General features: G+C 60.6%; 26 protein-coding genes, 1 tRNA gene and 1 pseudogene. 6 read left to right on the plus strand and 22 right to left on the minus strand.

The annotated features are described in order from the left end of the window. Positions 1-68: 68 nt before the first annotated feature. From Q7T45_RS09035 to Q7T45_RS09075, 9 genes are all read right to left on the minus strand, one after another. A complete protein-coding gene (locus Q7T45_RS09035) occupies positions 69-614 on the minus strand; it encodes a recombinase family protein (RefSeq protein WP_304869894.1) in 546 nt (181 codons plus the stop codon). 306 nt (positions 615-920) lie between these two features. After that, positions 921-1,691: a sulfur oxidation c-type cytochrome SoxA gene (gene soxA / locus Q7T45_RS09040; RefSeq protein ID WP_304869896.1), complete on the minus strand. Its 771-nt coding sequence runs from the start codon at positions 1,689-1,691 to the stop codon at positions 921-923. Positions 1,692-1,698: 7 nt separating this feature from the next. Next, complete coding sequence (soxZ, locus tag Q7T45_RS09045; RefSeq protein WP_304869898.1) at positions 1,699-2,019, minus strand: thiosulfate oxidation carrier complex protein SoxZ; 321 nt, start codon at positions 2,017-2,019, stop codon at positions 1,699-1,701. Beyond that, positions 2,016-2,504, minus strand: coding sequence for a SoxY-related AACIE arm protein (locus Q7T45_RS09050; RefSeq protein WP_304869900.1), 489 nt, complete (start codon positions 2,502-2,504; stop codon positions 2,016-2,018). The genes soxZ and Q7T45_RS09050 overlap by 4 nt, the downstream gene beginning before the upstream one ends. Before the next feature lie 4 nt (positions 2,505-2,508). Beyond that, positions 2,509-2,976 carry a sulfur oxidation c-type cytochrome SoxX gene (soxX, locus tag Q7T45_RS09055; protein ID WP_304869902.1) on the minus strand — a complete coding sequence of 156 codons (468 nt, stop codon included), beginning with the start codon at positions 2,974-2,976 and terminating at the stop codon, positions 2,509-2,511. Then, on the minus strand, positions 2,973-4,244 hold the full coding sequence (locus Q7T45_RS09060; RefSeq protein ID WP_370691247.1) for an FCSD flavin-binding domain-containing protein: 1,272 nt from the start codon (positions 4,242-4,244) through the stop codon (positions 2,973-2,975). Before Q7T45_RS09060 ends, soxX begins: the two co-directional genes overlap by 4 nt. Before the next feature lie 10 nt (positions 4,245-4,254). After that, positions 4,255-4,554, minus strand: a complete 300-nt coding sequence (locus tag Q7T45_RS09065) for a c-type cytochrome (RefSeq protein ID WP_304869904.1) — start codon at positions 4,552-4,554, stop codon at positions 4,255-4,257. 69 nt (positions 4,555-4,623) lie between these two features. Further along, entirely contained in the window at positions 4,624-6,810 is a 2,187-nt protein-coding gene (locus tag Q7T45_RS09070) for a xanthine dehydrogenase family protein molybdopterin-binding subunit (RefSeq protein ID WP_304869907.1), read from the minus strand. 14 nt (positions 6,811-6,824) lie between these two features. Next, on the minus strand, positions 6,825-7,277 hold the full coding sequence (locus tag Q7T45_RS09075) for a (2Fe-2S)-binding protein (RefSeq protein WP_304869908.1): 453 nt from the start codon (positions 7,275-7,277) through the stop codon (positions 6,825-6,827). A gap of 104 nt (positions 7,278-7,381) precedes the next feature. Here Q7T45_RS09075 and Q7T45_RS29030 point away from each other — a divergent pair. The 4 genes and pseudogenes from Q7T45_RS29030 to Q7T45_RS09090 form a co-directional block, all read left to right on the plus strand. Then, a pseudogene (locus Q7T45_RS29030) lies at positions 7,382-7,453 on the plus strand (IS3 family transposase); the annotation flags it as partial. A 46-nt stretch (positions 7,454-7,499) separates the two neighbouring features. Then, positions 7,500-7,574 (plus strand): hypothetical protein, encoded by a 75-nt coding sequence (locus Q7T45_RS09080; RefSeq protein WP_304869945.1) that lies wholly within the window; start codon positions 7,500-7,502, stop codon positions 7,572-7,574. Between the two features lie 234 nt (positions 7,575-7,808). Beyond that, on the plus strand, positions 7,809-8,792 hold the full coding sequence (locus tag Q7T45_RS09085) for an ABC transporter substrate-binding protein (RefSeq protein ID WP_304869909.1): 984 nt from the start codon (positions 7,809-7,811) through the stop codon (positions 8,790-8,792). Between the two features lie 523 nt (positions 8,793-9,315). Then, positions 9,316-9,480: a hypothetical protein gene (locus Q7T45_RS09090; RefSeq protein ID WP_304869910.1), complete on the plus strand. Its 165-nt coding sequence runs from the start codon at positions 9,316-9,318 to the stop codon at positions 9,478-9,480. Between the two features lie 270 nt (positions 9,481-9,750). Here Q7T45_RS09090 and Q7T45_RS09095 read toward each other — a convergent pair whose 3' ends face one another. From Q7T45_RS09095 to Q7T45_RS09105, 3 genes are all read right to left on the minus strand, one after another. Next, the gene (locus Q7T45_RS09095) at positions 9,751-10,191 is read right to left on the minus strand and encodes a hypothetical protein (RefSeq protein ID WP_304869912.1); all 441 of its coding nucleotides are present in this window, start codon (positions 10,189-10,191) and stop codon (positions 9,751-9,753) included. 7 nt (positions 10,192-10,198) lie between these two features. Then, on the minus strand, positions 10,199-11,800 hold the full coding sequence (locus Q7T45_RS09100; protein ID WP_304869914.1) for a GMC family oxidoreductase: 1,602 nt from the start codon (positions 11,798-11,800) through the stop codon (positions 10,199-10,201). Positions 11,801-12,182: 382 nt separating this feature from the next. Continuing rightward, entirely contained in the window at positions 12,183-12,422 is a 240-nt protein-coding gene (locus tag Q7T45_RS09105; RefSeq protein ID WP_304869916.1) for a helix-turn-helix domain-containing protein, read from the minus strand. A 111-nt stretch (positions 12,423-12,533) separates the two neighbouring features. Between Q7T45_RS09105 and Q7T45_RS09110 the strand changes: the two genes are divergently transcribed. Beyond that, complete coding sequence (locus Q7T45_RS09110) at positions 12,534-13,517, plus strand: DUF932 domain-containing protein (RefSeq protein WP_304869918.1); 984 nt, start codon at positions 12,534-12,536, stop codon at positions 13,515-13,517. Between the two features lie 130 nt (positions 13,518-13,647). On the opposite strand, the gene Q7T45_RS09115 is transcribed toward Q7T45_RS09110, so the two are convergent. The 10 genes from Q7T45_RS09115 to Q7T45_RS09160 all read right to left on the minus strand — a co-directional run bounded on the left by Q7T45_RS09115 (position 13,648) and on the right by Q7T45_RS09160 (position 20,155). After that, positions 13,648-14,196 carry a hypothetical protein gene (locus Q7T45_RS09115; RefSeq protein ID WP_304869920.1) on the minus strand — a complete coding sequence of 183 codons (549 nt, stop codon included), beginning with the start codon at positions 14,194-14,196 and terminating at the stop codon, positions 13,648-13,650. A gap of 293 nt (positions 14,197-14,489) precedes the next feature. Next, positions 14,490-15,080, minus strand: a complete 591-nt coding sequence (locus Q7T45_RS09120) for a hypothetical protein (RefSeq protein WP_304869922.1) — start codon at positions 15,078-15,080, stop codon at positions 14,490-14,492. Then, entirely contained in the window at positions 15,077-16,564 is a 1,488-nt protein-coding gene (locus Q7T45_RS09125; protein ID WP_304869924.1) for a YfjI family protein, read from the minus strand. Before Q7T45_RS09125 ends, Q7T45_RS09120 begins: the two co-directional genes overlap by 4 nt. Then, a complete protein-coding gene (locus Q7T45_RS09130) occupies positions 16,561-17,190 on the minus strand; it encodes a hypothetical protein (protein ID WP_304869926.1) in 630 nt (209 codons plus the stop codon). Before Q7T45_RS09130 ends, Q7T45_RS09125 begins: the two co-directional genes overlap by 4 nt. Before the next feature lies 1 nt (position 17,191). Further along, positions 17,192-17,362 (minus strand): hypothetical protein, encoded by a 171-nt coding sequence (locus tag Q7T45_RS09135; RefSeq protein ID WP_304869928.1) that lies wholly within the window; start codon positions 17,360-17,362, stop codon positions 17,192-17,194. Positions 17,363-17,413: 51 nt separating this feature from the next. Continuing rightward, positions 17,414-17,629, minus strand: a complete 216-nt coding sequence (locus Q7T45_RS09140) for an AlpA family transcriptional regulator (RefSeq protein ID WP_304869930.1) — start codon at positions 17,627-17,629, stop codon at positions 17,414-17,416. An 81-nt stretch (positions 17,630-17,710) separates the two neighbouring features. Then, positions 17,711-18,397 (minus strand): hypothetical protein, encoded by a 687-nt coding sequence (locus Q7T45_RS09145; RefSeq protein WP_304869933.1) that lies wholly within the window; start codon positions 18,395-18,397, stop codon positions 17,711-17,713. Between the two features lie 52 nt (positions 18,398-18,449). Continuing rightward, the gene (locus Q7T45_RS09150; protein ID WP_304869935.1) at positions 18,450-18,647 is read right to left on the minus strand and encodes a hypothetical protein; all 198 of its coding nucleotides are present in this window, start codon (positions 18,645-18,647) and stop codon (positions 18,450-18,452) included. Between the two features lie 30 nt (positions 18,648-18,677). Beyond that, on the minus strand, positions 18,678-19,895 hold the full coding sequence (locus tag Q7T45_RS09155) for an integrase arm-type DNA-binding domain-containing protein (protein WP_304869937.1): 1,218 nt from the start codon (positions 19,893-19,895) through the stop codon (positions 18,678-18,680). Between the two features lie 175 nt (positions 19,896-20,070). Next, positions 20,071-20,155: transfer RNA gene (locus Q7T45_RS09160), tRNA-Leu, on the minus strand. A gap of 231 nt (positions 20,156-20,386) precedes the next feature. Here Q7T45_RS09160 and Q7T45_RS09165 point away from each other — a divergent pair. After that, positions 20,387-20,920: a disulfide bond formation protein B gene (locus Q7T45_RS09165; RefSeq protein WP_304869947.1), complete on the plus strand. Its 534-nt coding sequence runs from the start codon at positions 20,387-20,389 to the stop codon at positions 20,918-20,920. Positions 20,921-21,435: the final 515 nt, after the last annotated feature.

Below are 21,435 nucleotides of genomic sequence, written 5' to 3' on the forward strand. Positions count from 1 at the left end.
GGTCGCTGCCGCCAAGACACCACGGTCGCGATAGGCGCCACCAAGGCAGTCCAAGGACTGCCATCGTGTCAGTTGAGTCTGCTGATAGTGCTGTGGCTGACGTTGTAGGACCGCGCTATGTCAGTCAGCACTTCTCCCGCGTCTCGACGAGCAATAGCCTCTCTTCGCTGATGATTGGTCAACTTTGGTTTGCGACCGAGGATAACGCCCCTAGCTTTTGCGCGTTCTCGGCCTTCCCCGGTCCGCGTCCGGATCAGTTCGCGTTCGAATTCGGCGAGACCGCCCAAAACGGTTAGCATCAAGCGACCGTGCGCCGTCGTTGTGTCTGCCCAAGTATCTCTCAGTGACTTGAACCCAGCCCCTCTCTCGGCGATCGTCCCAAGCAGATTAAGGAGATCCCGAGTAGACCTCGCCAATCGATCAAGCCGGGTGACGACCAGCACGTCCCCCCTTGCGAGATTCTCCATCAGGCGGGTTAGCTGCTTGCGGTCAGACCGAGCACCGCTAATTTTCTCCTGGAATATCTTCTCGCATTTCGCCGCTTTCAGTTCGGCCAATTGGGCGGCCAAGGACTGACCGTCGGTGCTCACCCGCGCGTAACCGTAGACCGCCATATCGCACTCCATTTCGCACATATAATATGCACAACATAAACCCGCGTTCTATAAGGGTCAATGATTTTGTGCATAAATCATGATTTTTGCACGGACGACCTGATGCCTTCTTGAATGTGAATCGGCATGGGAGCGCGCGTCGGTACTTCCGCTAGCGGACCCGATCTGGACATCCGGCCTGCCAACATTCGAGCCAGAAACGCAAGGAACGCTGGGCTTCGATATCGACTGCAATCTCCCGCTGAGGGAATTTCGGAGTCGCAGGGATGCTCCCGTCCGGCGCAAGCCAACCCTGTCCTCATAAAGTCAAGGCCGCACCGCCGGGCTTTCCATGGGCATGCCGCGCGCGCGCCACTTCACGAAGGTTTCCAGTGCGATGTATTCCGGCGCACCGTAGACATACGCCTCCGCGCGCATGCCGATCATGCAGTTGCGCAGACGTCGCTGCAGCGAGCCGAGAGCCTGCCATTCGAGACGATAGAGCGGGTAGCCGGTCGGGTGCGCCTGCGGCACGGGGATGCCCGCCAGTTTCTGGCCCCAGTTGTCGTCGTGGCATTGCGCGCAAGTGAGGTTGAGCTGTCCCTGGCGCGCCGTGAACAGCGACCGGCCCTTCTCGATGAACGGCCTCAGCCGCTCGTCGCTGCTTTCGATCGGCATGCCGCGCGACTGCCGCGCGATGAAGGCGGAGAGTGCCAGGATATCCCGGCTTTCCCGCGCGGAGGCCGGTGCCTTCTGCTGTTCGGTGCGGCAGATGTTGATGCGGCCCTCCAGGTCGACCGGCTCACGCCGCTTCTCGTCGAACGCCGGATGGCGCGCGGCCACACCCTTCATGCTTTGGGTCGCATCGCCGTGACAGTCGGCGCAGGAGCGGTTTGCCTCGCCCGTCTCGCGCTTCCACAGGGCTTCGCCCTCGAGCACCCACAGCATGCCGGGATTGGACGTATCCTCGTCCTGCATCGCCCTGGTGTCGGGACTCATCAGTTCGTAACTCGACTGGCGCTGGTCGTGCGGGATTTCGGCGGACAGCGCAGGGGCTGCAATGGCCACTGCTGCGGCGAGGAAGGTGGTTCGCAGCACGGTGCCCTCATTCCACCGTTATCTTGGCGGATTCGGTCGCCGCATAGCCGTTGTCGCCGGTCCACCTGAACTCGATCGTGCCGCTCTCGGTCGCGACAGTATGAAAGGTGATGAACGGGTTCGCCGATAAGGCGGGGAAAAGCTCGGCGCGGAAAATCTCCTCGCCGTTGTAGGTGGCGACGAAACCATGAATGATGTCGCGCGAAATTCGCTCCCCGGCCGTCGTGTAACGGAAGCCCGTCTCCATCACGTGTGAGATCAGCGTCTTGATGGCGATGATCTCGCCGCGCCTGGCCCTGGATGGAACGTTGATGAGTGCGCGGGTCATATCCGTACTTCCTCCAGGCAGGCGCCGAGGGTGACGATGACCTCGACGGTGTCGGACCAGAACGAGCCGTCGTTCATCTCGCCGATCGCGACCACTTTCTGGGTGTCGGATAGCCGGATGCGGGTCGAGATGCTGGCGCGGCCGGCGCGCGGGCCGAGATAGACGCTGATGACATTGGGCTGCGGGTTGTGCTCGTTGAAGATGTGGATCGCCTTGCAGTGGTCGGCCGACGTCATCGGGCTCTCGACCGAAACCGAACACGCGACCGTGTTGCCGTTCTCGACCAGCGGCGGCAGCTCGAGTTTGACCCTTCCCGGCTGGATCCTGGCGTTGCCAGCGACCTTGGCGATCGCAGCCTGCATTTCGGTAGGGGTCGATCGGGCCGGGCGCACAGTGATCACGACCGTTGCTCCGGCGGCGGCGAGCCCGCCGGCGAGTTTGAAAAGATCTCTCCGCGTCGCGCCCGAGTTTTTCGCTTCGGCCATGGCTTCAATCCCGCATCGTCGCAAGAAACGCCACGACGTCCTCAATCTGCTCCGCTGTCAGCACTGGTCTATCACGGAAGGGGGGCGCCACGCGATGCAAGCCAACGATACGATAATATGGAGGCATGATCGTGTCCGCATTGAGCCGGCTGGCATCGACCATCCGCAGCCGCAACTGTCCTTCCGACCAGCGCGCGCCAGCGTTCCTGAGGTCCGGAGCAAGGGTGCCCTGGAACTTCTCCGCCGGGAACGGGCCGGAATGACAAAGCAGGCACAGCCCTACCTGGCGATTGGTCACGATTGCGCGACCGCGTTCCGGGTCGCCTTTAGCGTCCGTCAGTGATTCCACGATCGCGTCGCCCTGCACGGTGAACGGCCGCAGCGGTTCCTGCGCAGACGCCAGGCCGCGACAGGCCACGCCAAGGGCAAGGATGACCAGCCAACGCGCGGCCAAATGCGCACGCTCCTTCAACCGAAGACCTCGTTCGTAATCGTCTTGAACCAGCCATCGGCGAACTTCGCTTCCAGCGCGCGCGTGGAGTGCGGCGCATCCGTCGGGCTCACGCCGCCGGCGCCCTCGACGTCGGTCAGCATGCCATTCACCGGGCGATAAACGCCGGCGACCGTTATGCCGTAGTCGGGCGCGACCAGGCTGTAGCAGGTATTGATCAGCTTCGGCTCAGCCGGCTTGCGACCGGCGAGCAGCGCCGCGACGGCGAAGGCGCAAGCCTTGGCTTGAGCATTGGCGGAGAAAGCCGACTTCGGCATCCCGCCCGCGATCGCGGCGTCGCCCACGACGTGGATACCGGGCACGAGCCTGGATTCGAACGTGGCGGGATCGATCGGGCACCAGCCGGTGCGGTCGGTGACACCGGCCAGGTCGGCAATCCGGCCGGCCTTCTGCGGCGGGATAACGTTCGCGACGTCAGCCTTGTACGTTCCGAAATCGGTCGTCAGGGTCCTGGCTGTCACGTCAACCGACGTGACTTTTCCACCCTTCGAGAGGCCGACCCATTCGAGATTGGGATAGAGTTCGGCCCAGGCGTTCTGGAACAGCCGCTGCTTGGAGAACTGGTCCTTGGCGTCGAGCACGATGAGCTTCGACCTCGGTTTTGTCGTCTTGAGGTAGTAGGCGATCAGGCTCGCCCGCTCGTAGGGGCCGGGCGGGCAGCGGAACGGGTTGGCCGGGGCGGAAATGATGACCGTGCCGCCGTCCGACATCGCTTCGAGCTGGCGCCGCAGCAACAGCGTCTGCTCGCCAGCCTTCCAGGCATGCGGCATTTGCTCTGCCACCGCTTCATCGTAACCGGGCAGTCCGTCCCAGCGGATATCGATGCCGGGCGCAACCACCAGCCTGTCATAGTCGAGACGCTGTCCCGTGCTCAGCGCGACGGTCTTTTTTTGCGGCTCGACTCCGGTTGCCGAGGCGAAGACGACGGCAATGCCGCCGGCGGATATCCTCTCATATCCGAACTGTTGCGCCGGCAACTCTCGCAAGCCGGCGATGACCCCGTTGGAGAACGGGCACGCCGTGAAGATGCGGCTCGTCTCAACCAGCGTGATCGCGATGCGCGGATCGGCTTTCCTGAGCGCGCGTGCCGTGCTGGCGCCGGCGAAGCCGCCGCCGACCACGACAACGCGCGGAGCGGCCTGTGCGATGGCTGGCAGCGGCAGCAGCGATGCCGACGCGCCACCCACGGTCAGCTTGAGGAAGTTCCGTCGGCTGTGCTTCGGGGTCACGGCGTCACCTTCAGCGTTGCTCCGCATACCAGGCCGCGATGGCCTCGATTTCGTCGTCGGAAAATCCCTTGGCGATGCGGCCCATGACCGTGGCGCTACGCTGCCCGGCCCGGAACGTCTTCATTTGTTCCGAGATCTCGGCTGCATTGCGACCATTGAGCCGCGGGATGGGTGTATCGATGCCGGTATTGGCCGGATGGCAGCCCGAACAGGAACTCGCACCGGCCGGAGATTCGGGCGCTGCCGCCATTGCGCCGATCATTGGCGCCAGCAAAAACGCAGCGGCGGCGAAAAAACGCGGTGCGTTCATGGCATTGGGCTCTGGAAATCGCAGACTCAAAAGAATGCGGCGGCCCCTGAGGGCCGCCGCACCGACGGCTTACACCATCGTGATGCCGTGATTCTTCAGCGGAATCGAACGGATGCGCTTGCCTGTCGCGTTGAAGTAGGCGTTGAGCACGGCCGGCGCCGCGACGCAGATGGTCGGTTCACCGACGCCGCCCCACGGATCGGTGCCGCCGCTCGGCATGATGATCGACTCGACCTTCGGCATCTGTGCGATCCGCATGGAATCGTAGGTGTCGAAATTGGTCTCGACGATGCGGCCGTCCTTGACCGTGCATTCCTGCAGGAACAGCGCGGACAGACCATAAACGAACGAGCCGGCCACCTGGCGGTCGATCTGTGCGGGGTTGACCGCATAGATCGGATCGGTCGCCGCGACGATGCGGTGCACCTTGATCTTGTTGCCATCGGTAACGGAAATCTCGGCCGCTGCCGCCACATAAGCCGCGAACGCCTTCATATGCGCAAGGCCCCGATAGATACCTTTCGGTGCCGGCTTGTCCCAGCCGATCTTTTCGGCCACGGCGTTGAGCACCGCGAGGTTCTTCGGATGCTTGCCGAGAAACTTGCGGCGGAACTCCAGCGCATCCTGTCCGGCCGCATGGGCGAGTTCGTCCATGAAGCATTCCATGAAGATGCAATTCTGGTTGATGTTCACGCCGCGCCAGAATCCGGGCGGGACGTGCGGGTTATGCATTGCATGGTCGATCAGCAGGTTCGGGATGGTGTAGCCGAAAGCGTGTTCGCCGGATTCGAATACTCCCTGGAACGCCAGCGGATCGCGTCCCTTCTGCTGTTCGACGATCGCCGGTCGCACCGCCGCCAGGATCGACTGGCCGGACAGCCGCATGTGCATGCCAGTCAGGTTGTTGTCCTTGTCGAAGGCGCCGACCAGCTTGCATTGCATGACCGGATGATAGCGGCCCTGCACCATGTCTTCTTCGCGCGACCACAACAGCTTGATCGGCGTGCCGGGCATTTCCTTGGCGATCAGAACGGCCTGATGCACATAGTCCTGGAATGCGCCGCGCCGGCCGAAGCCGCCACCGAGATTGATCTTGTAGACTTCGCACTTGTCGGCCGGCAGACCCGATGCGGCCAGCACCGCCGCGAAGGACGCCTCGCCATCCTGCGTCGGCACCCAGACTTCGCACTTGTCAGCCGTGTAACGCGCGGTGGCGTTCATCGGCTCCATCGGAGCGTGGTTCTGGTAGGGATAGGAATAGACGGCCTCGACCTTCTTCGCCGCGGAGGCAATGGCGGCCTTGGCGTCGCCGCTCTTGTTGCCGACAAACCCCTGTTCGGCATCGAGCCCCTGCTTGAGAGTGTCGGCGATCGAACTGCTTGAAACCTTGGCGTTGGGTCCCTCGTCCCAGACTATCGGCAGCGCGTCGAGCGCAGTCTTGGCATGCCACCAGGTATCGGCCACGACGGCAACGCCGGTATTGCCGACCTGCACGACCTTCTTCACGCCCTTCATGCCGGCAACCCTGGCGGCGTCGAAACTCTTCACCTTGCCGCCGAAGACCGGGCATTCCTTGATCGCCGCGTTCAGCATTCCGGGGAGTTTGAGATCGCTCCCGTAGATCTGCTTGCCGGTCACCTTGTCGGCGGTGTCGAGCCGCTTGAGCGGCTTGCCGGCGATCTTCCAGTCCTTGGGATCTTTCAGCTTCGGCTTGTCCGGCACCGGCAGCTTCGATGCGGCTTCCGTCACCTTTCCGAATGTTGTCTTGCGGCCATCCGGTCCGGTAATGATGCTGTTCGCAGCCGAGCATTGTTCGACCGGAATTTTCCACTCGTTCGCCGCCGCCTGGATCAGCATCATGCGCGCGGCCGCTCCGCCCTGACGCACATATTCATGCGATTCGCGGATACCGCGACTGCCGCCGGTGGAATACGAACCCCAGGCGCGCTTGCGCGCGACGTTCTGGCCAGGAGTCGGATACTCGGTCGAGACCTTCGACCAATCGCATTCCAGTTCCTCGGCAACCAGTTGGGCGAGGCCGGTGATGGTGCCTTGGCCCATTTCCGAGCGCGCAATACGGATGATGACGCTATCGTCCGGCTTGACCACGACCCAGACGCCAAGTTCAGGCTCGCTCGCGGACGCTTGCGCGGACTTTGGGCCGAACGGCAAGTCGAAGCCGATGGCAAGTCCGCCGCCGGCCGCCGCGCTGCCGATGACGAAGGAGCGACGCGAAATCTTCGAAAGGTAATTCATGGCTGTTCCCTCCCTCAGGCCGTGGCCGCTTGATGGATGGCTTCGCGCACCTGCTGGAAGGTGCCACAGCGACAGATGTTGGTGATCGCCGTGTCGATGTCCGCGTCTGTCGGCTTCGGCTTGTCCTTGAGCAGCGCCGCCACCGCCATGATCATCCCGGTTTGGCAATAGCCGCATTGCGGCACGTCGTTGGCGATCCAAGCCTGCTGCACCTTGTGCAGTGCGCCATTCGCACTCGCCAGTCCCTCGATGGTGGTGATCTGCTTGCCGACGGCTTCACTGACCGGCACGCCGCAGGAGCGGATCGCGACGCCGTCGATGTGGACGGTGCAGGCGCCGCATTGTGCGATGCCGCATCCATATTTGGTGCCGGTCAGGCCGGCATTCTCGCGGATCGCCCATAGCAGCGGCGTATCCGGCTCGACGTCGAGATCAAAAGCTTTGCCGTTGATCGTAAGATTTGCCATCGCGCTTCCCCTGATTGGCTCAATCATCCGTTGATCCTTGGGGATGTTGGACCGGAAACTGGAATTGTTCAAATGAATAGTCTGCGCTGCAGAAGGGAAGACACTTTGACGTTGCCCGTTGCACCGTGGAGCGGCTGATGCGGGGCATGGGTTTGCAGGGCGTGATCCGCGGCAAGCGATCTGCCTATCGAGCAGGCCGACAAGTTCACACTCATCTTAAACCTGAAAACGGCGAAGCAGCTTGGCATCACGGTGCCGTCAGCGCTGCTGGCGCAGGCCGACGAGGTGATCGAGTAACGCCCTTTTTTGCGGCGCGAAGTGAAGCGATTGGCACGAACCGGACCAACCCGGCCGGTCTGGTGACGTCCGTTCATAGGGGCAGACCGGAAATGGCTGTCAGGGGGTCAAACCGGCGCGATTGACCCGAACCGGACATGGGACGTATCGGCAGCGCGCCCGGATACGTGGTTCCCTGTTCATTGCTTAACGCAAAGTGCTAGGCTGTGTTAGCGCAAAACCCCTGGGACGCAAATGGATCGACGCGAATTCATCAGGCTCGTTGGCGGTGCGGCAGCTATCGGACCGCAGGCGGCGTGGGCGCAAAAGGCGCCAGCCGTCATCGGGTTTCTCGGCAGCCAGGCAGCGGCACCGCCACCCATGGATCCCCAGACGGTTGCCTTCAACCAAGGCTTCCTCGACCACGGATTGATCCAGGGCCGCGACTTCACCCTCGAACAGCGCTTCACAGCAGGCGACGATGGTCGCTTTCCAGAGTTCGCGCGTGATCTGGCTCAGCTAAACGTGCGCATGATCCTGGCGAACACCCCCGCGGGGGTACGAGCGGTGCAGCACCTCGATCCACACATGCCCGTCGTCATGGTTATTATGAATGACCCGGTCGGAGCTGGTCTGGTAGCGAGTCTTGCTCGTTCCGGTAACCACACCACCGGCACAGCGAACTTGAATGAGGACGTAACGCCCAAGCTGCTTGAATTCCTGCGGGAGATTGTTCCCAACGCGCGCGTCCTCGGTGTTTTGTTCAACCCGCTCAATCCTACCAACCCGGTCATGTTGGAGAATCTCCGAGGAAAGGCAGTTTCCTTCGGAGTCAAGGTGCTGCCCATTGCATTCAAACCGCGCGACGATCTTGATGCATTATTTGCGGAGCTTGGAGCGCAACGCCTGGATGCACTTCAGATCATAGGAGATCCCGGGATTGGTGACTTGAAACATCGCATTACCGCGCTCGCATCGGCGCATCGTCTCCCGCTGTTTTCAAGCAGCGATCTGATCGTTGAAGCGGGTGGCCTCGTCAGCTATGGCGCATCGGTGAACAAAAGCCTTCGCCGCACGGGCTATTACGTGAAGAGGATTCTGGACGGAGCGAACCCTGCCGATTTACCCATTGAACAGCCGACGGGACTTGAGCTGATCATCAACCTCAAGACGGCCAAAAAGCTCGGTATCGAAATCCCCGCGACGCTGCTCGCACGCGCCGACCGGGTGATCGAATAAGCTGGTTCATTTCCGCTGTTGGCACCCTTGAGACATACCGATCGACGCTGACGATGTCTGTTCCTCGGGGGTTTACGGAAGTGACGTTTCCGGGGTGTCAGGGCAACTTTGACCCGGAACGGACCTCAAAGCTTCTTGATATACGTCAACGATGCCTGGCTGCATGAAGGTATTGTTTTTCAGCGGCGGCGATAACGCCCGCTCGCTGGGATCATCATATGGCAGACTGGCAGCCAATAGAGACGGCTCCCTTCGATGAAGACCTCCAGCTTTGCGTCACTGAGGGTGAAGAGTTTCATCCCCTCGTGTTCCCATGCCGTCGAACCAAGGATGGATGGCTTCACGGACTTACCAACAAGCTGGTTCCAGTCCGTCCGACCCATTGGCGATTTTTTGATTCGGAATCGGCTAATTGACGAATGTCGCGCACCAGACTTAGACTGCTCACATCACCGCCCTAGTCTCGGCTGCTATTCGTGCAGCGAGTTCCGGTATTGCTCGCGCCTAGTCCAGCGAGGTCGCTATGCCCGATTTCGTCTTCAGGGCGAACATCGCCCATTTTGAAAACCTCTTGGTCACGGAAACGGATGCCAAGAAGATCGCAACAATCCGCCAACTGCTTGCCGATGAGAAAGCCAGGTTGGCTGACTTCCATGCCACTAGGCGAAGCTCGGACGCGGCAGAGTAGGGCTGGATAACGTCCGCTGGAGAAGGGCCATGGGTAGGTCGGAATCTAAAACCACGACTGTCGCTCATTGGCACTTTTCGGACATGGCGCAATGTCCGACTTGAGTCCGTTATGCGCTCCATAGCGGACATCGGCTAACATTCCAGGTGTTCGATGTGCGCTAGGTGTGACTTCCGCGCGCTGGCGATAAGTTGGTCGAGGGTCGACGCGGCCGTGCATCCAGAATCGCCGTGGCTTCGAACGATGCCAACGAAGGTCGCCATCTACAACTCACCTGAGATTCCCCGCGCGTGCCTTGACGGGATCGAGCAGCGCCCAGTCGCCCTGCTCGAGCGTGTAGCCCTTGGGGAATGGCGCGCGAAGCTCCAGCCCGAGCGAGCTCAGCACGCGGTCGTCGCGATAATAGCATTGCAGTACCACGCGGACGAGTGTCGCCGCGGCGGCGCCGCCGGTGGCACGGAACTCGTTTGCTATCGCCTCGCGTTGGGCCGTATCAAGTTCGGCCAGAGGCTTGCCGGCGAGATGCGCGAGATGATCGAGCGCGTGCGTGACCAGCGCGGCGTCGCGGCTGAGCGTCGCCAGCATGTCGGCCTGGATCGCGGGATCGTCCGCGCCGGGCACCTTATACTCGTCGCTGGCGGGAACGATCATCGCAGCGATGGTTTGGAGATCGTCGCGTTGGAGGGAAGTCAGTTCATTTGCTGCGGACATGGCGGTCTCAATCGAAGAGGTTGGCAAGGCGTTGCTTCATCTGGTCGGCGACGTAGAGCGCGATCGCCTGGATGGTCGAGGTCGGGTTTACGCCGCCTGACGTCACGAACACGCTGCCGTCAACGATGAAGAGATTCTTCACGTCATGCGAGCGGCCCCATTCATTGACCACGGAGCGCGCGGGATCGGTGCCCATCCGCGCCGTGCCGAGCAGATGCCAACCGCCCCAGGGAATCGGGTTGTTCATGCAGATGTCGGTCGCACCCGCAGCTTCGAGAATCTCGCGGCCGCGCGCCAGTCCATGATCCATCATCTTCCGGCTGTTCTCGCTGATCGTATAGTCGATCTTCGGCGCAGCAATGCCGTGGCTGTCCTTCAGCACTGGATCGAGCGTGACGCGGTTGTGCTCCTCAGGCAGATCCTCGCAGATCGCGGAGACCGCGAGGCGATGGCCGTTGAGTTTGCGAAACACGCGGTGATGGTCCGCGCCCCACGGCAAGATGCCCTTCTGCTCGCTCGCGACCGCTTCGAACACTGGCCCGGCACCGCGGCCGAACTGGATGCCGTAGCCGCGGACGAAGCCGCGCGAGACATCCGTGTCGTAGAACTCCTTGCTCCATAGACAGGTCGGCGGCGCGCGGTTAGAGTCGGTCGGCTCCTTCACGAAGCCGTAGATCTGCGCATAGGGATGGAACATCAGGTTCTTGCCGACCAGGCCGGACGAATTGGCCAGCCCGTTCGGGAAACGGCCGGAGACCGAATTCAGCAGCAGCCGCGGCGTCCCAACGCCATTGCAGGCGATGATGACGACCTCAGCCGGCTGGAATTGTTCGACACCATCCTTGTCGTAGTAGACGACGCCCGAGGCCATGCCGTGCTCGTTGGTCAGGATTTCGCGCACGCGGCAATGGGTCTTGACCTCGACGCCCGCGCGGATCGCGTGCGGCCAATAGGTGATGTCAGTCGAGGCTTTCGCGCCCTGCGCGCAGGCTGGCGTGCAATGGCCGAGATTGATGCAGCGCGCCCTGCCCTCATAATCCATCGTCGCGACCGTGGTGTCCGACGGCCACCAGTGCCAGCCGAGCTTGTTCATGGCGTTGCCGATAAGCGGGCCGGAGAGTCCGAGCGGCTGCGGCGGCATCCGCGGGTGCGTCAGCGGCGAAAGCGGGTCACCCGACAGGCCCGATACGCCCATCATCCGGTCGTTCTCTTCGAAGAACGGGGTGAGCGCGTCGTAATCGATCGGCCAGTCGTCAGCGACGCCGTCGAGCGTCTTCACCTTGAAGTCGCTTGGATGAAGCCGCGGCCAATGCGCGGTATACATCACCGTCGAGCCGCCAACGCCGTTGAAGTTCACGACCTTGATCGGCGAGTTGTCGTCGTTGATCGGATAGTCCTCGGGCCGGCCGCGGACGTTCGGGCTGGTCGACCAGTCGCCGTAGAACTTCGCCTCCCAGTCGCGGCCGGTGCTAGGATATTCGGCAGGATTCATCCATCCGCCCTGGTCGAGGCAGAGGATGTGCATCTTGGTTTCGGCAAGGCTCCAAGCCACGGCGGCGCCGGACGCACCAGCGCCGATGATCAGGACGTCAACGGGATCGTGCTTCATTCTTATTCCTTGACCGCGATTCTCCAGATGACTCCCGATCTGGCATGGATACTCGTGTTTTTCCGGCCTTCCCGCAAGACAGAAACCAAGGCGCCCATGGGGTGGGCGATTTACTGCGACGTTGTTAAACTCGGCGGTTTGTATGGATCGAAGGCTGCGGCGTTCGAGGTGGCAACGGTAGCAGATTCTCTGTTCAAGAGGGATCTGGCGTTCAGGTCAACGTGCCGGACGAGCCAGGCTCAGACGAGATACCGAGCAAGTGGTTTGCGGCGATTAAGTAGGCACTTTTCGGACATGGCGCGATGTCCGACTCGAGTCCGTTGTGCGGGACAGAGCGGACGTGAGCCGGGCCTTCCCTATTCGCGATGAACAATGGCTCGGCCTACGGCTGCGATTGACGCTTACTTCGAGATGAAGGTGGCTGGAGCAAATCCAGGTGGCTGACGCCCAGCGCTTTCGCCAATTCGTAAAGCGTCACAATAGTTGGATTACGCCGCCCGGTCTCAAGGCCGCTCACATACTGCTGGCTAAACCCTGAGACATCGCTGAATTGCTCCTGCGTCAGGCCCCTTTCGAGCCGGATCCGCTTTACGTTCTGAGCGACTAACTTGCGCATATCCATGCGCACAAGGGAAAACGATTACATATTTTAAGTTTACCAACTATAGTATGTACGTGGAAACCAACGGATCAACGCTTTGGGCTCTATTTGAAGTAGTCGCAAGGAAGAACCATGACCGCTCTTTCACTCATGCCTGGAAAAGCGACTTGGCGCGCTCGGCACGTTCAATATTACGCTGGCGACTGGGCTTCAATCCAAACGGTACTACCTGAGTTCGACTTGAAGCCGTTTACTGCTGGCCCCGACGAGCCGCCTAATCCGTTCCTGAAGACGGTCGTGCGGAGACCGTTGTCCGCAGCGGAGCGTCCCTTGCCCGTCGGTATCGTCTCCCACACTTATTCGCTCGCTCCTCACCGTGACGTCGCCGGCCTATGCCGCCGCGGAGTCATGGTTGCCGGCATTGAGCCGGACGATCTGCGCTACGAAGTCGGATTGTCGGAGCTAGGCGAATGGATGAACTTCCGCATTTATTTTCCAGATTCCTACAGCTTTATAGATGCACATGGCAGTAATTTGGATCTGAGGCTTGAATGCTTCAATTCCGTCGACGGATCGTCATGCCTCATGATCCTTTTCGGCTGGTACCGATTTATTTGCTCAAACGGTCTTGTCATCGGCGAGACAAAAATCGAAATCAACGAGCGCCACGGCCAGCAACTTGATTTGGCGTCAATACCCGGTCGGATTCAGCCGGCTTTAATTGCGGTCGAAGCCGACCGCCGCAGGATGAAGAAGTGGCAAGGTCAGAAGGTTGCCATCACCGACATAGCGACTTGGGCCAATAATAATGTGTCGAAGGATTGGGGAAAGAAAGCCGCGGCTCGCGTCTTCCACATTTGCGATGCTGGCAAGGACATCGAAATCGGTGATCCATTTGCAGCGGGCGCCGCGACTGAGAAGCCGATCCGATACTTAAACCGCGTGCCCGGTTGTCCAGAACACGCCGCAACCAAATACGACGTGTCGCAAGCGATGTCATACGTTGCGACGCATAGGAACAACGCCGAAGAGCGTGTCACACGGCAAGCCGCAATCCCGCACTTATTGGATCGCCTTCCGCAGTGGGCTGAGAACAGGCCAGGCTTTGCCAACTGAGGTTCATCCGCTCAACTGACGCATCGGAAACCCTTGGTAGGGATGGCAACCGACGCTTTGGATTGCTCCTTAGCCGGTTAAACCTTCTAAGAACCGCGAAAGTTCGAATGCAACACGCGAGTTCCCTTCGCTAGGGGGCTGTCTGAAGATGTTTCGGATAATTGGCCTTCAGTCGATTCAGCTCGTCTTGTTCGGCAACGCTGATGCCTTGGCCGATTTCCTGCAACGTCAATTTGAACAATCGTTGGCGGTCGCTACCCTCGGGACTTTTCTGATAGGCAGCTAGTTTTGCCGTCAAGATCGCTTCTTCTTCGTCTTCAGCGCCCTTTAGATTGCCGCCACCACACGAGGGGGGCGACAGGCGTTTGCAGTTTAGTTGGTGTAGTCGGTTACTATCTTTTGCTGCGTCACCTGGTCCGTAGCCCGGCGGACACACAAACTCCCCAGCCCTTTTGCTGATGAGAGCGCGTAGTTCGGTTTCCTCCGCAATTTGGGCAGCTGTCAGGGGGCCTCCATTCTCGCTTGGCCCGAGTCGCTTTCTCAGGAGAGCTGCGAGACGATGTTCCATGTCCCGAAATGTCTTTGCTTCCGCGAGATCGATGAACCCGTGCGTTCCTGCGCCACTACCATGGTCGCCGGCGCGGTCTCCTAGCGAGCCAATGTTCGGCTTTTCATGCATCAAGGGCGCTGCGGCGCGGGCGACCTGGACTCGAAGCCCAGTTGGGGCGGTTGGGTCCCGCATCACGCCGAGCAGGAACTGGAGCGGCGTAGTCGCCGGATCCACGGAGGCCGCCGACAGGGCGGCCTCTTTGAGAGCAGTGCTCCTGTTGGGAGTGCCCCGCCGCCGACCCCCGCGCCGCTCACCTGGTTTCGATCCCCTGGGCATCGCTACTTTTGCTACTTTCGCTATTTGAATCGTACCGTGGGTTCTGGTGGCAGATCGTCGTACAGACTACGCGGGCATAATCTATTCTAAAGGTCCCATGCGAAAATGCGTCCGTGGGCGACCGGACATTTCCAAAACCTTTTGAGGGTGCCGGCAGCCTTGCGAAGGTTGACGACCTCGGTGCCCATGGCGACGACTTCTGCGTCGGCAATCATCCAGACCAGGCCCATGCTGTCGTAGCGATTCGCCGGATGCGTCGGATGGCAGCCGAATATATCCAGGGTCGACCAGCCCAGCGCGGCGGCTTGTCGGCCCCACAAGGCAACGAAGCGATTCGCATCCTCTTGGAGTCGCAGCCATCGCTTCGGTTCGATCGTGATGGGGCAGGTCTTTTCAGCGATGCCCAACAAGCCGGAAGTCCAGTCGGTTGGGATGTCGGTCAGCGGCTGGTTTACAGAAAGTGGTGGACGGGCCTCGTCTGCCTCACATTGCAATGAGGCGATGGAGCGGAAAGAAGAATTAGCGTTTTCCGCTGGCCGTGCCGCTAAAGTTGCTAAACCTGCTAAAGTAATCGACCGAGCCATGTTGTCCGCGTCTTCTTTAGCGACTTTAGCGACTTTAGCGGACGTCTCCGCGCCCAAATTTTCGTAAGGGTCGAATTTCCGATACGGGCTCATGGGCGATCCTCCGGCACGATCAGCCATGCGTCGCGACGGCGTTCTCCCTTTACAATCGTGATGCCTGGCAGTTTGACCAAGTTCCTGTGCGTTTCGAGTATCCGCACGAGGCGCAGAGCGGTCTTCCGGTCCCTGATGGCATTGGGGCCGGATTGATAAATGTCGGGCAGCGAGACGTTGGGGTCATCCCACGAAACGAGCCAGTCGAGGAGCTGGGCGGCAAGGCGCAGTTCGCGGTCAATCTTGGCACCTTGGAAAAGGCGAAGCGCTTCGCTCGAATAGTGCTGCGCGAGAACAATTCCGCGAGCCATAAACTCCTGCGCGACTTCGGTGGCGGTGGGGTCCTCGACCAACGTCAGCACGACGGCGAGCCGGGCCGCGTGCTCGGGCAGTTTGTTGGCAAATCCGATAATCGGTTCGAGGGCACCACCGGGGCCGATTTGACCTTCGACATGGTCCGCGAAGGTGCGCCAGACCTTCGTGGCGCCGTCGCTCAGTCGTATGATCCGTGGTTCCAGAACGTTGCGAGTGTTGGTTGCGAGCGGAAACGGCCGCTGGAGAATATCGTGCAGGCGGCGGTCGTATGCCAACAGCTTATTCTTAGTTTCGGGAGCGGGCTCGCGAAAGAACCGGCGGCCGGAGTGAGACTCGGGTGCGGTGACCAGACACCGGGACAGCATCCCCTGATCGGCCAATTCGGTGTCAGCGAGCATGATCGTCGCGACGCCGGGCTGGACCATCAAATGCAACGACACCCGGCGCCCAGTAAGAATTGTAACCCCGTCGCCGACGCGAACCCGCTTGATCGTCTCGCCGTCCCAGACACAGGAAAGTCCCGCGGCGGTTTTCAGTTTGTTTTCGGCGCTCATCGCGTGACCAGCGATGAATTGTCCGCCCTCGGTGGCGAAGATGCCGATGCTGGGTTGCCCGTGCTCGAGGGCGCGGCACAGTCCCTCGAAGGTGGGCTCCTGGCATGTAAACAGCGGGGAGAGCGGAGCTGCGGGTTCCGGTCCCAGATTGTTCAGCGCCGCTTTGATGGCAGCGAAATCCCCTTTGTGTGAATTGCACGCTTTCCTCCGCGCAGCGTCCCAGGCGGCCTTCGCATTGTTGTAGCCGGGCAACTCGGCGTCGTACGTTTCGCGCAGGATTTCTTCATGCTTGCGGATCGGTGCAAGCGCGAGGGAGTCGGTGGCGGATTTGCGCTCGCCCGATCCAGCGACCGTCAGAAAGAAGTTAGAGATCGGCTTGATCTGACCGGTCGGCAGCTCGACATCCGCGATGCCCTGCACTGCGAGCGTCGCCGCGGCCAGAACTGCCTGGCTGCACATTGCCCAGGGAGACTGCACGGCGTCCTGAATGGCTTCGGCGGCGGGGCCTAACACGTCGCCCAACGCCTCAACGGGAAATGCCTCGGGCGGCGGCAACGCGCGCAGCAGCGGCAGCGGGCGCTCGACCCTGAACTCGGCCTTGATGACGCCGTTCATGCCACCGCCTCCAGCTTGTGTGCTGGGCCCGGGTCTGCCGAGCAGCGCACGAGGATGCGTGGCCTGGCACCGCCAACCGGAAACATCCCAACCAACTCGATCCGGTGGCTCTCGTCTTCCGCCAACAGGAGCGGAACTTTCTTGAGCACGATATGCGCGAAAGTTTTGCGGACGATCACGATCCCTTCGCAGCCAGCGCGCAGCCAACCCAGCGGTGACCGGAACACAGGCAAGCCGGTCGAACTGTTTTCCATATGATCGCGGATTTTGTATTCACCCAGAGCGAACCCGACGCCCAGCCAAACCGCGAGGCGTCGTGTGGCGGGGTGCCACGCGACGGCATCGATAAGGCCATTGTCGCTGATCACGCCCATGGTGAGGACCTGCTCGCCGCGGTCGTCGCCTTCATCGGCGAATTCAAAGTACTCGCCGTTGAACAGGACCCAGTCGACTTGTGTCGACCAGGGTCTGAACAGATCGATTGCCACGACGCCGTGCTCGCGAAAGCGATCGATCTCGGATTGGTTGAGATTTCGCCCCCTGCTGAGTGCCTGGAAAGCCATCTGCTGGAGTGGGGGCGCTTCCAGGAGGCGCGCGATCGGGTTGTCGGGAGCAAAATTGATCATTTCAGTGCTCCTTCACGGCAGCGTTCGCAAGCAGTGCGGCGCGAACGTGAGCGACGGAAAATCCGGACTGATGGCTGACGCGCCGTGCATAACGGTCGGCCGCTGACTCGAAATCGTTGGCGCTGATGAGGTTGTATTGATCGGGTTGTTTGGTGTAGAGTTGGACGTTCATAGTGATGCCTCGATCCGCCCGGCTGCGTCTGAAGCGCACGCCGGGTTATCTTTAGGAGTTACTGGATTTGGTGATTTTCGAATTGACGGAGGGGAGGCTCGCCAGCCAAGCGTTGAGGTCCGCATCAAAGATCAAGGTGCGGCGACCGGCTTTGCGCATTTTGAGATTGCCGGCCTTGATCTCTTCATCGATGAAGCTGCGGCCGACGCCGGTGAGCTTCGTGACATCGTCAATCGAGTGGGTGAGTTTTCGGCGTTCGCTTTGCATGTCTCGTCTCCGACCACGTCCGGATGGACGTCCAGGTGCGGAGAAGACAGCTCCAGATGGTGAATAACGAACGAGGCGGCTCTAGTCCGGTTTGATTTTCACCAGTCCATGTGGTTCAGACTTCAGCGAATCAGTAATCCAGCTGTCTTGCTGCTTTTTTGTCCCCTTTAACGGGTAGTCTCCGACGACTGCTCGCAGCAGGCTACCAGGGGGCGGCGCCATCTTAATGATCTTGACCCAACGAGCCCAGAATGCCGCTTGGCGTTTCGAGGCATCATCTGAGGTCGACGAGGGCCTATTCTGTCCTTGGTTCGGAAATCGCTCCCATCTCGCTTTGTCATTTGCGATCCTTTTTACGGCGTCGCGCTCGCTCAGTCCCTCCTGCAACAGCACCTGCATCATTTGATAGAATATGAGGTGCTGTTCAGCCGTCCATTTGGCGGCGTTTTTATTTTTTTGACGCTTGGGCGTTGTCGATATGCCGCCCACGCCATGATGAATTGTCGCTAACAAGAAAAATGCTTTTCTCCAAACATCGGGCTGCTCCGGATCGACGTGCATTTCTCGCAGCAATTGCTCTATTTGCTGATCATTTTTGCGACGCAAATTCAAAACGGTGTCGGCGTTGATTGCTCTTGCATCTTGGACAATGTCATCAAGATTATGAGGTTCAAATTGCGTTAGGCGGGCGGCCTGCGCTTCTCTCCAGCCGATTGAAGGTATCAATTGGAAAGAGTCTTTCGCAAGCCCTTTAGGTTTTCGAGACACTGCTATCGGTCCTTGGAGGGCGGAGAGGAAAGTCTTCGGCTACCGATGGCCGCTACGCGCGTAATTTGATGATGCTGGCTTCTTCGGTAATGCCAAGATTCGGAAAATTCGACCGGATCGTCTGTGCACCGTAGCTCGGCGCCAGACGGGCGAAGTGCTTCTCGGTCATGCGGGTGTCGGCATGGCCGAGCTGGGCGGCGACCACGCCCATCGGCGCCACTTTGGACCTCAATTTGATTTTTGCGACCAAGTCGGCCCTCGAACGCTGGGGGGTACCTTGTTAGGCTCGTAACGACACAACCCGACCAAGGTTGCGAAACTCGTCGAGATAGTTGGCCCACGCGGTCATCATGCGGACACGCTCCGCCCAATATTCCGCGGCGTGAGTGTAGGCTCCACGAACCTTGTCTTCTTCCTGGTGAGCAAGTTGCCGCTCGATTGCGTCCGGATTCCATTTTCCAGTCTCATTGAGCCGCGTCGACGCCATCGAGCGGAAGCCGTGCGTCGTCATTTCGGTTTTGTCGTAGCCCAGCCGGCGCAGCGCCGCATTGAGTGTGTTTTCGCTCATCGGCCGATGCCACGAGCGAACCGAAGGGAAGAGAAATTTTGAGTTGCTGGTTATTTCCATTAGTTCGCGCAGGAGAGCTAACGACTGTCGAGCAAGGGGGACGCGATGCTCGCGGCGCATTTTCATCTTTCGTGCTGGGATGCGCCAAACCGCTTCGGGAATATTGAACTCGGCCCACTCGGCCGTTCGTAATTCGCCGGGACGTGCAAATAAGAGTGGTGCCAACTGAAGCGCAATTTTGGTGGTAGGTTGCCCCTCGAAGCCGTCTAAGGCGCGCAAGAGCGCGCCGATCTGGCCGGGCTCAACAATGGTGGCACGATGGGTAACGGTCGGGGTGATCAAAGCACCGCGCAAATCCGCGGACGGATCACGTTCTGCACGGCCAGTAGCGATCGCGTAGCGGAAAACCGCGCCCGCCGTACTGCGGACCCGGCCGGCGGTTTCGTAACGGCCGCGTTTTTCGATCTTGCGAAGGGCGTCCAGCAATTCTGGCGCCTTTATCTCAGCGATGGGGCGATTGCCGAGCTCAGCATTTGCAAAATCGAGCAACCATTTTTTCTTTTTAAGCGTCGCCGCCGCGTCGCCTTCGGCCTTCCATTTGTCGAAAAGTTCCTCGGCCACGGCTGCGAAAGTGTTGCGGCGGGACAATCGAGCAGCGCCGCGTTCGGCTTTGCGCTCAACCGACGGATCAGATCCTTGGGCAAGCAACTTCTTTGCCGCCTCGCGCTTGGCGCGTGCCTCGGACAGAGATGTTACCGGATACGGTCCCAAGGCTAATAGCTTTTGCTTGCCGTCAAACCTGTAAGCAAGCCGCCACAGTTTGGCAGCGTTCGGCTGCACCAACAAATAGAGGCCGCCGCCATCCGATAATTTGAACGGTTTCTGGCGCGGCTTAGCGTTACGGAAGGCAATATCGCTTCGAGCCGGCATCGCTAGTTCCCGTGAAAAGGGCGATACCAACACACCCTTAGGATACCAACACTAATACCAACAAAATCGTCGGATACCAACGGAAAGTCTCGGATGTCCACGAACATCGAACAGACGTTTTGTCCCGTCGTTGCTGGCTAAGTTGGACATCGGCGGACGCGTGCGGATTAGCCCTTGGTGCCCCTGGCCGGAATCGAACCAGCACTCCTTGCGGAACTCGATTTTGAGTCGAGCGCGTCTACCAATTCCGCCACAGGGGCATTCGCGACGCCGGCCGGAAGGCGTGGGGTCGTGAAGCCGGCGGAATATAGCGGCCGGGGAGGGCGGGTCAACCCGTTGGTTTTGAAACGGGTTTCGAGCGTCTTCGTTGTCCGGAACGGCGTGCCGAGAGCCATTCAGCGGGCCCAAAACACTCCCCTGTGATCGCGCCTCGTCTCGACAGCGCCTCGGCTGCGGGATACGACGCTTTGGCACAGGAGACGACCGTGACGCTGAATGCCACCGCAAGCCAGTCGTATGCGCCCGCGCGGGTCAATCCCGCATTGACGGCCGCGCTGGCGATCACGGCTATCGCCGCGGCGACGCTGGCGGGGGCGTGGTTCTTTCAGCTGGTGCTGGACATCCGGCCCTGTCCGCTCTGCCTCGAGCAGCGCTATGCCTATTACCTCGCGATCCCGCTCGGCGCGCTGCTGGCGTTCGCGGCGGCGAGGGATACGCCGCGCTCGGTGCTGCTGGCGGGGCTCGCCATTCTCGCCGCGGCCGCGCTCGGCAATGCCTGGCTCGGGGCCTATCACGCCGGCGTCGAATGGAAATTCTGGCAGGGGCCGACCGATTGCTCCGGCCCGGTGGTCAATCTCGGCAGCGCCGGCAACCTGCTGGAGCGGCTCGAGACCACAAAAGTGATCCGCTGCGACGAGGTGCAGTGGCGCTTTCTCGGCCTGTCGCTGGCCGGCTACAATGTGCTGATCTCGCTGTTGATGGCCGCGATCGCGGGCTGGGGAATCTTCCGGCTGCAGCGCCGCTGAGGCCGGGGGCCTGCCCCGCCATAGCTCGAAGAGCGGCGGCGGGACCCGACGGGCAAATCACTTCGGTTTATCAGAAATCAAAGTCAAGCCCTCGAAACAAAAATATTTCGCTTAACACGTCGGGCAAATCACCTTTAGTGATTCGCCCGTCCCGCCCGAACGAGGGGCGTTGCGCACGTCACGAACGCGCGGTGGGATGCGATGGACGCGACAGCGTCGGGCGCGCAAGGGATTGCAGGGCGGAATGAACTCCGTGAGCGATCGGCCGGCGTGCGGACGAGCGGCGCTGCAAACCGTCTTCGCTGGAACTTGCCGGCACGCATGAGGACCGGCGAGAGCTCTGGCGGGACGGGCGCGGACGGCGAAGTCGTGTGGGCCTGACGCCCCGACGCTGGCGTCAAGTCCTGTGGAGATGTTTCGAGCCCAACCGGGCTTCGCAGGCATCGTCAATCCGCAGGGCGATGGTGGCAAGAAAGCCCGGTCACCAGGGTGATCACGTATAAGCCGTAACCCAT

It is taken from the genome of Bradyrhizobium sp. (assembly GCF_030646015.1).
Taxonomy (GTDB): domain Bacteria; phylum Pseudomonadota; class Alphaproteobacteria; order Rhizobiales; family Xanthobacteraceae; genus Bradyrhizobium.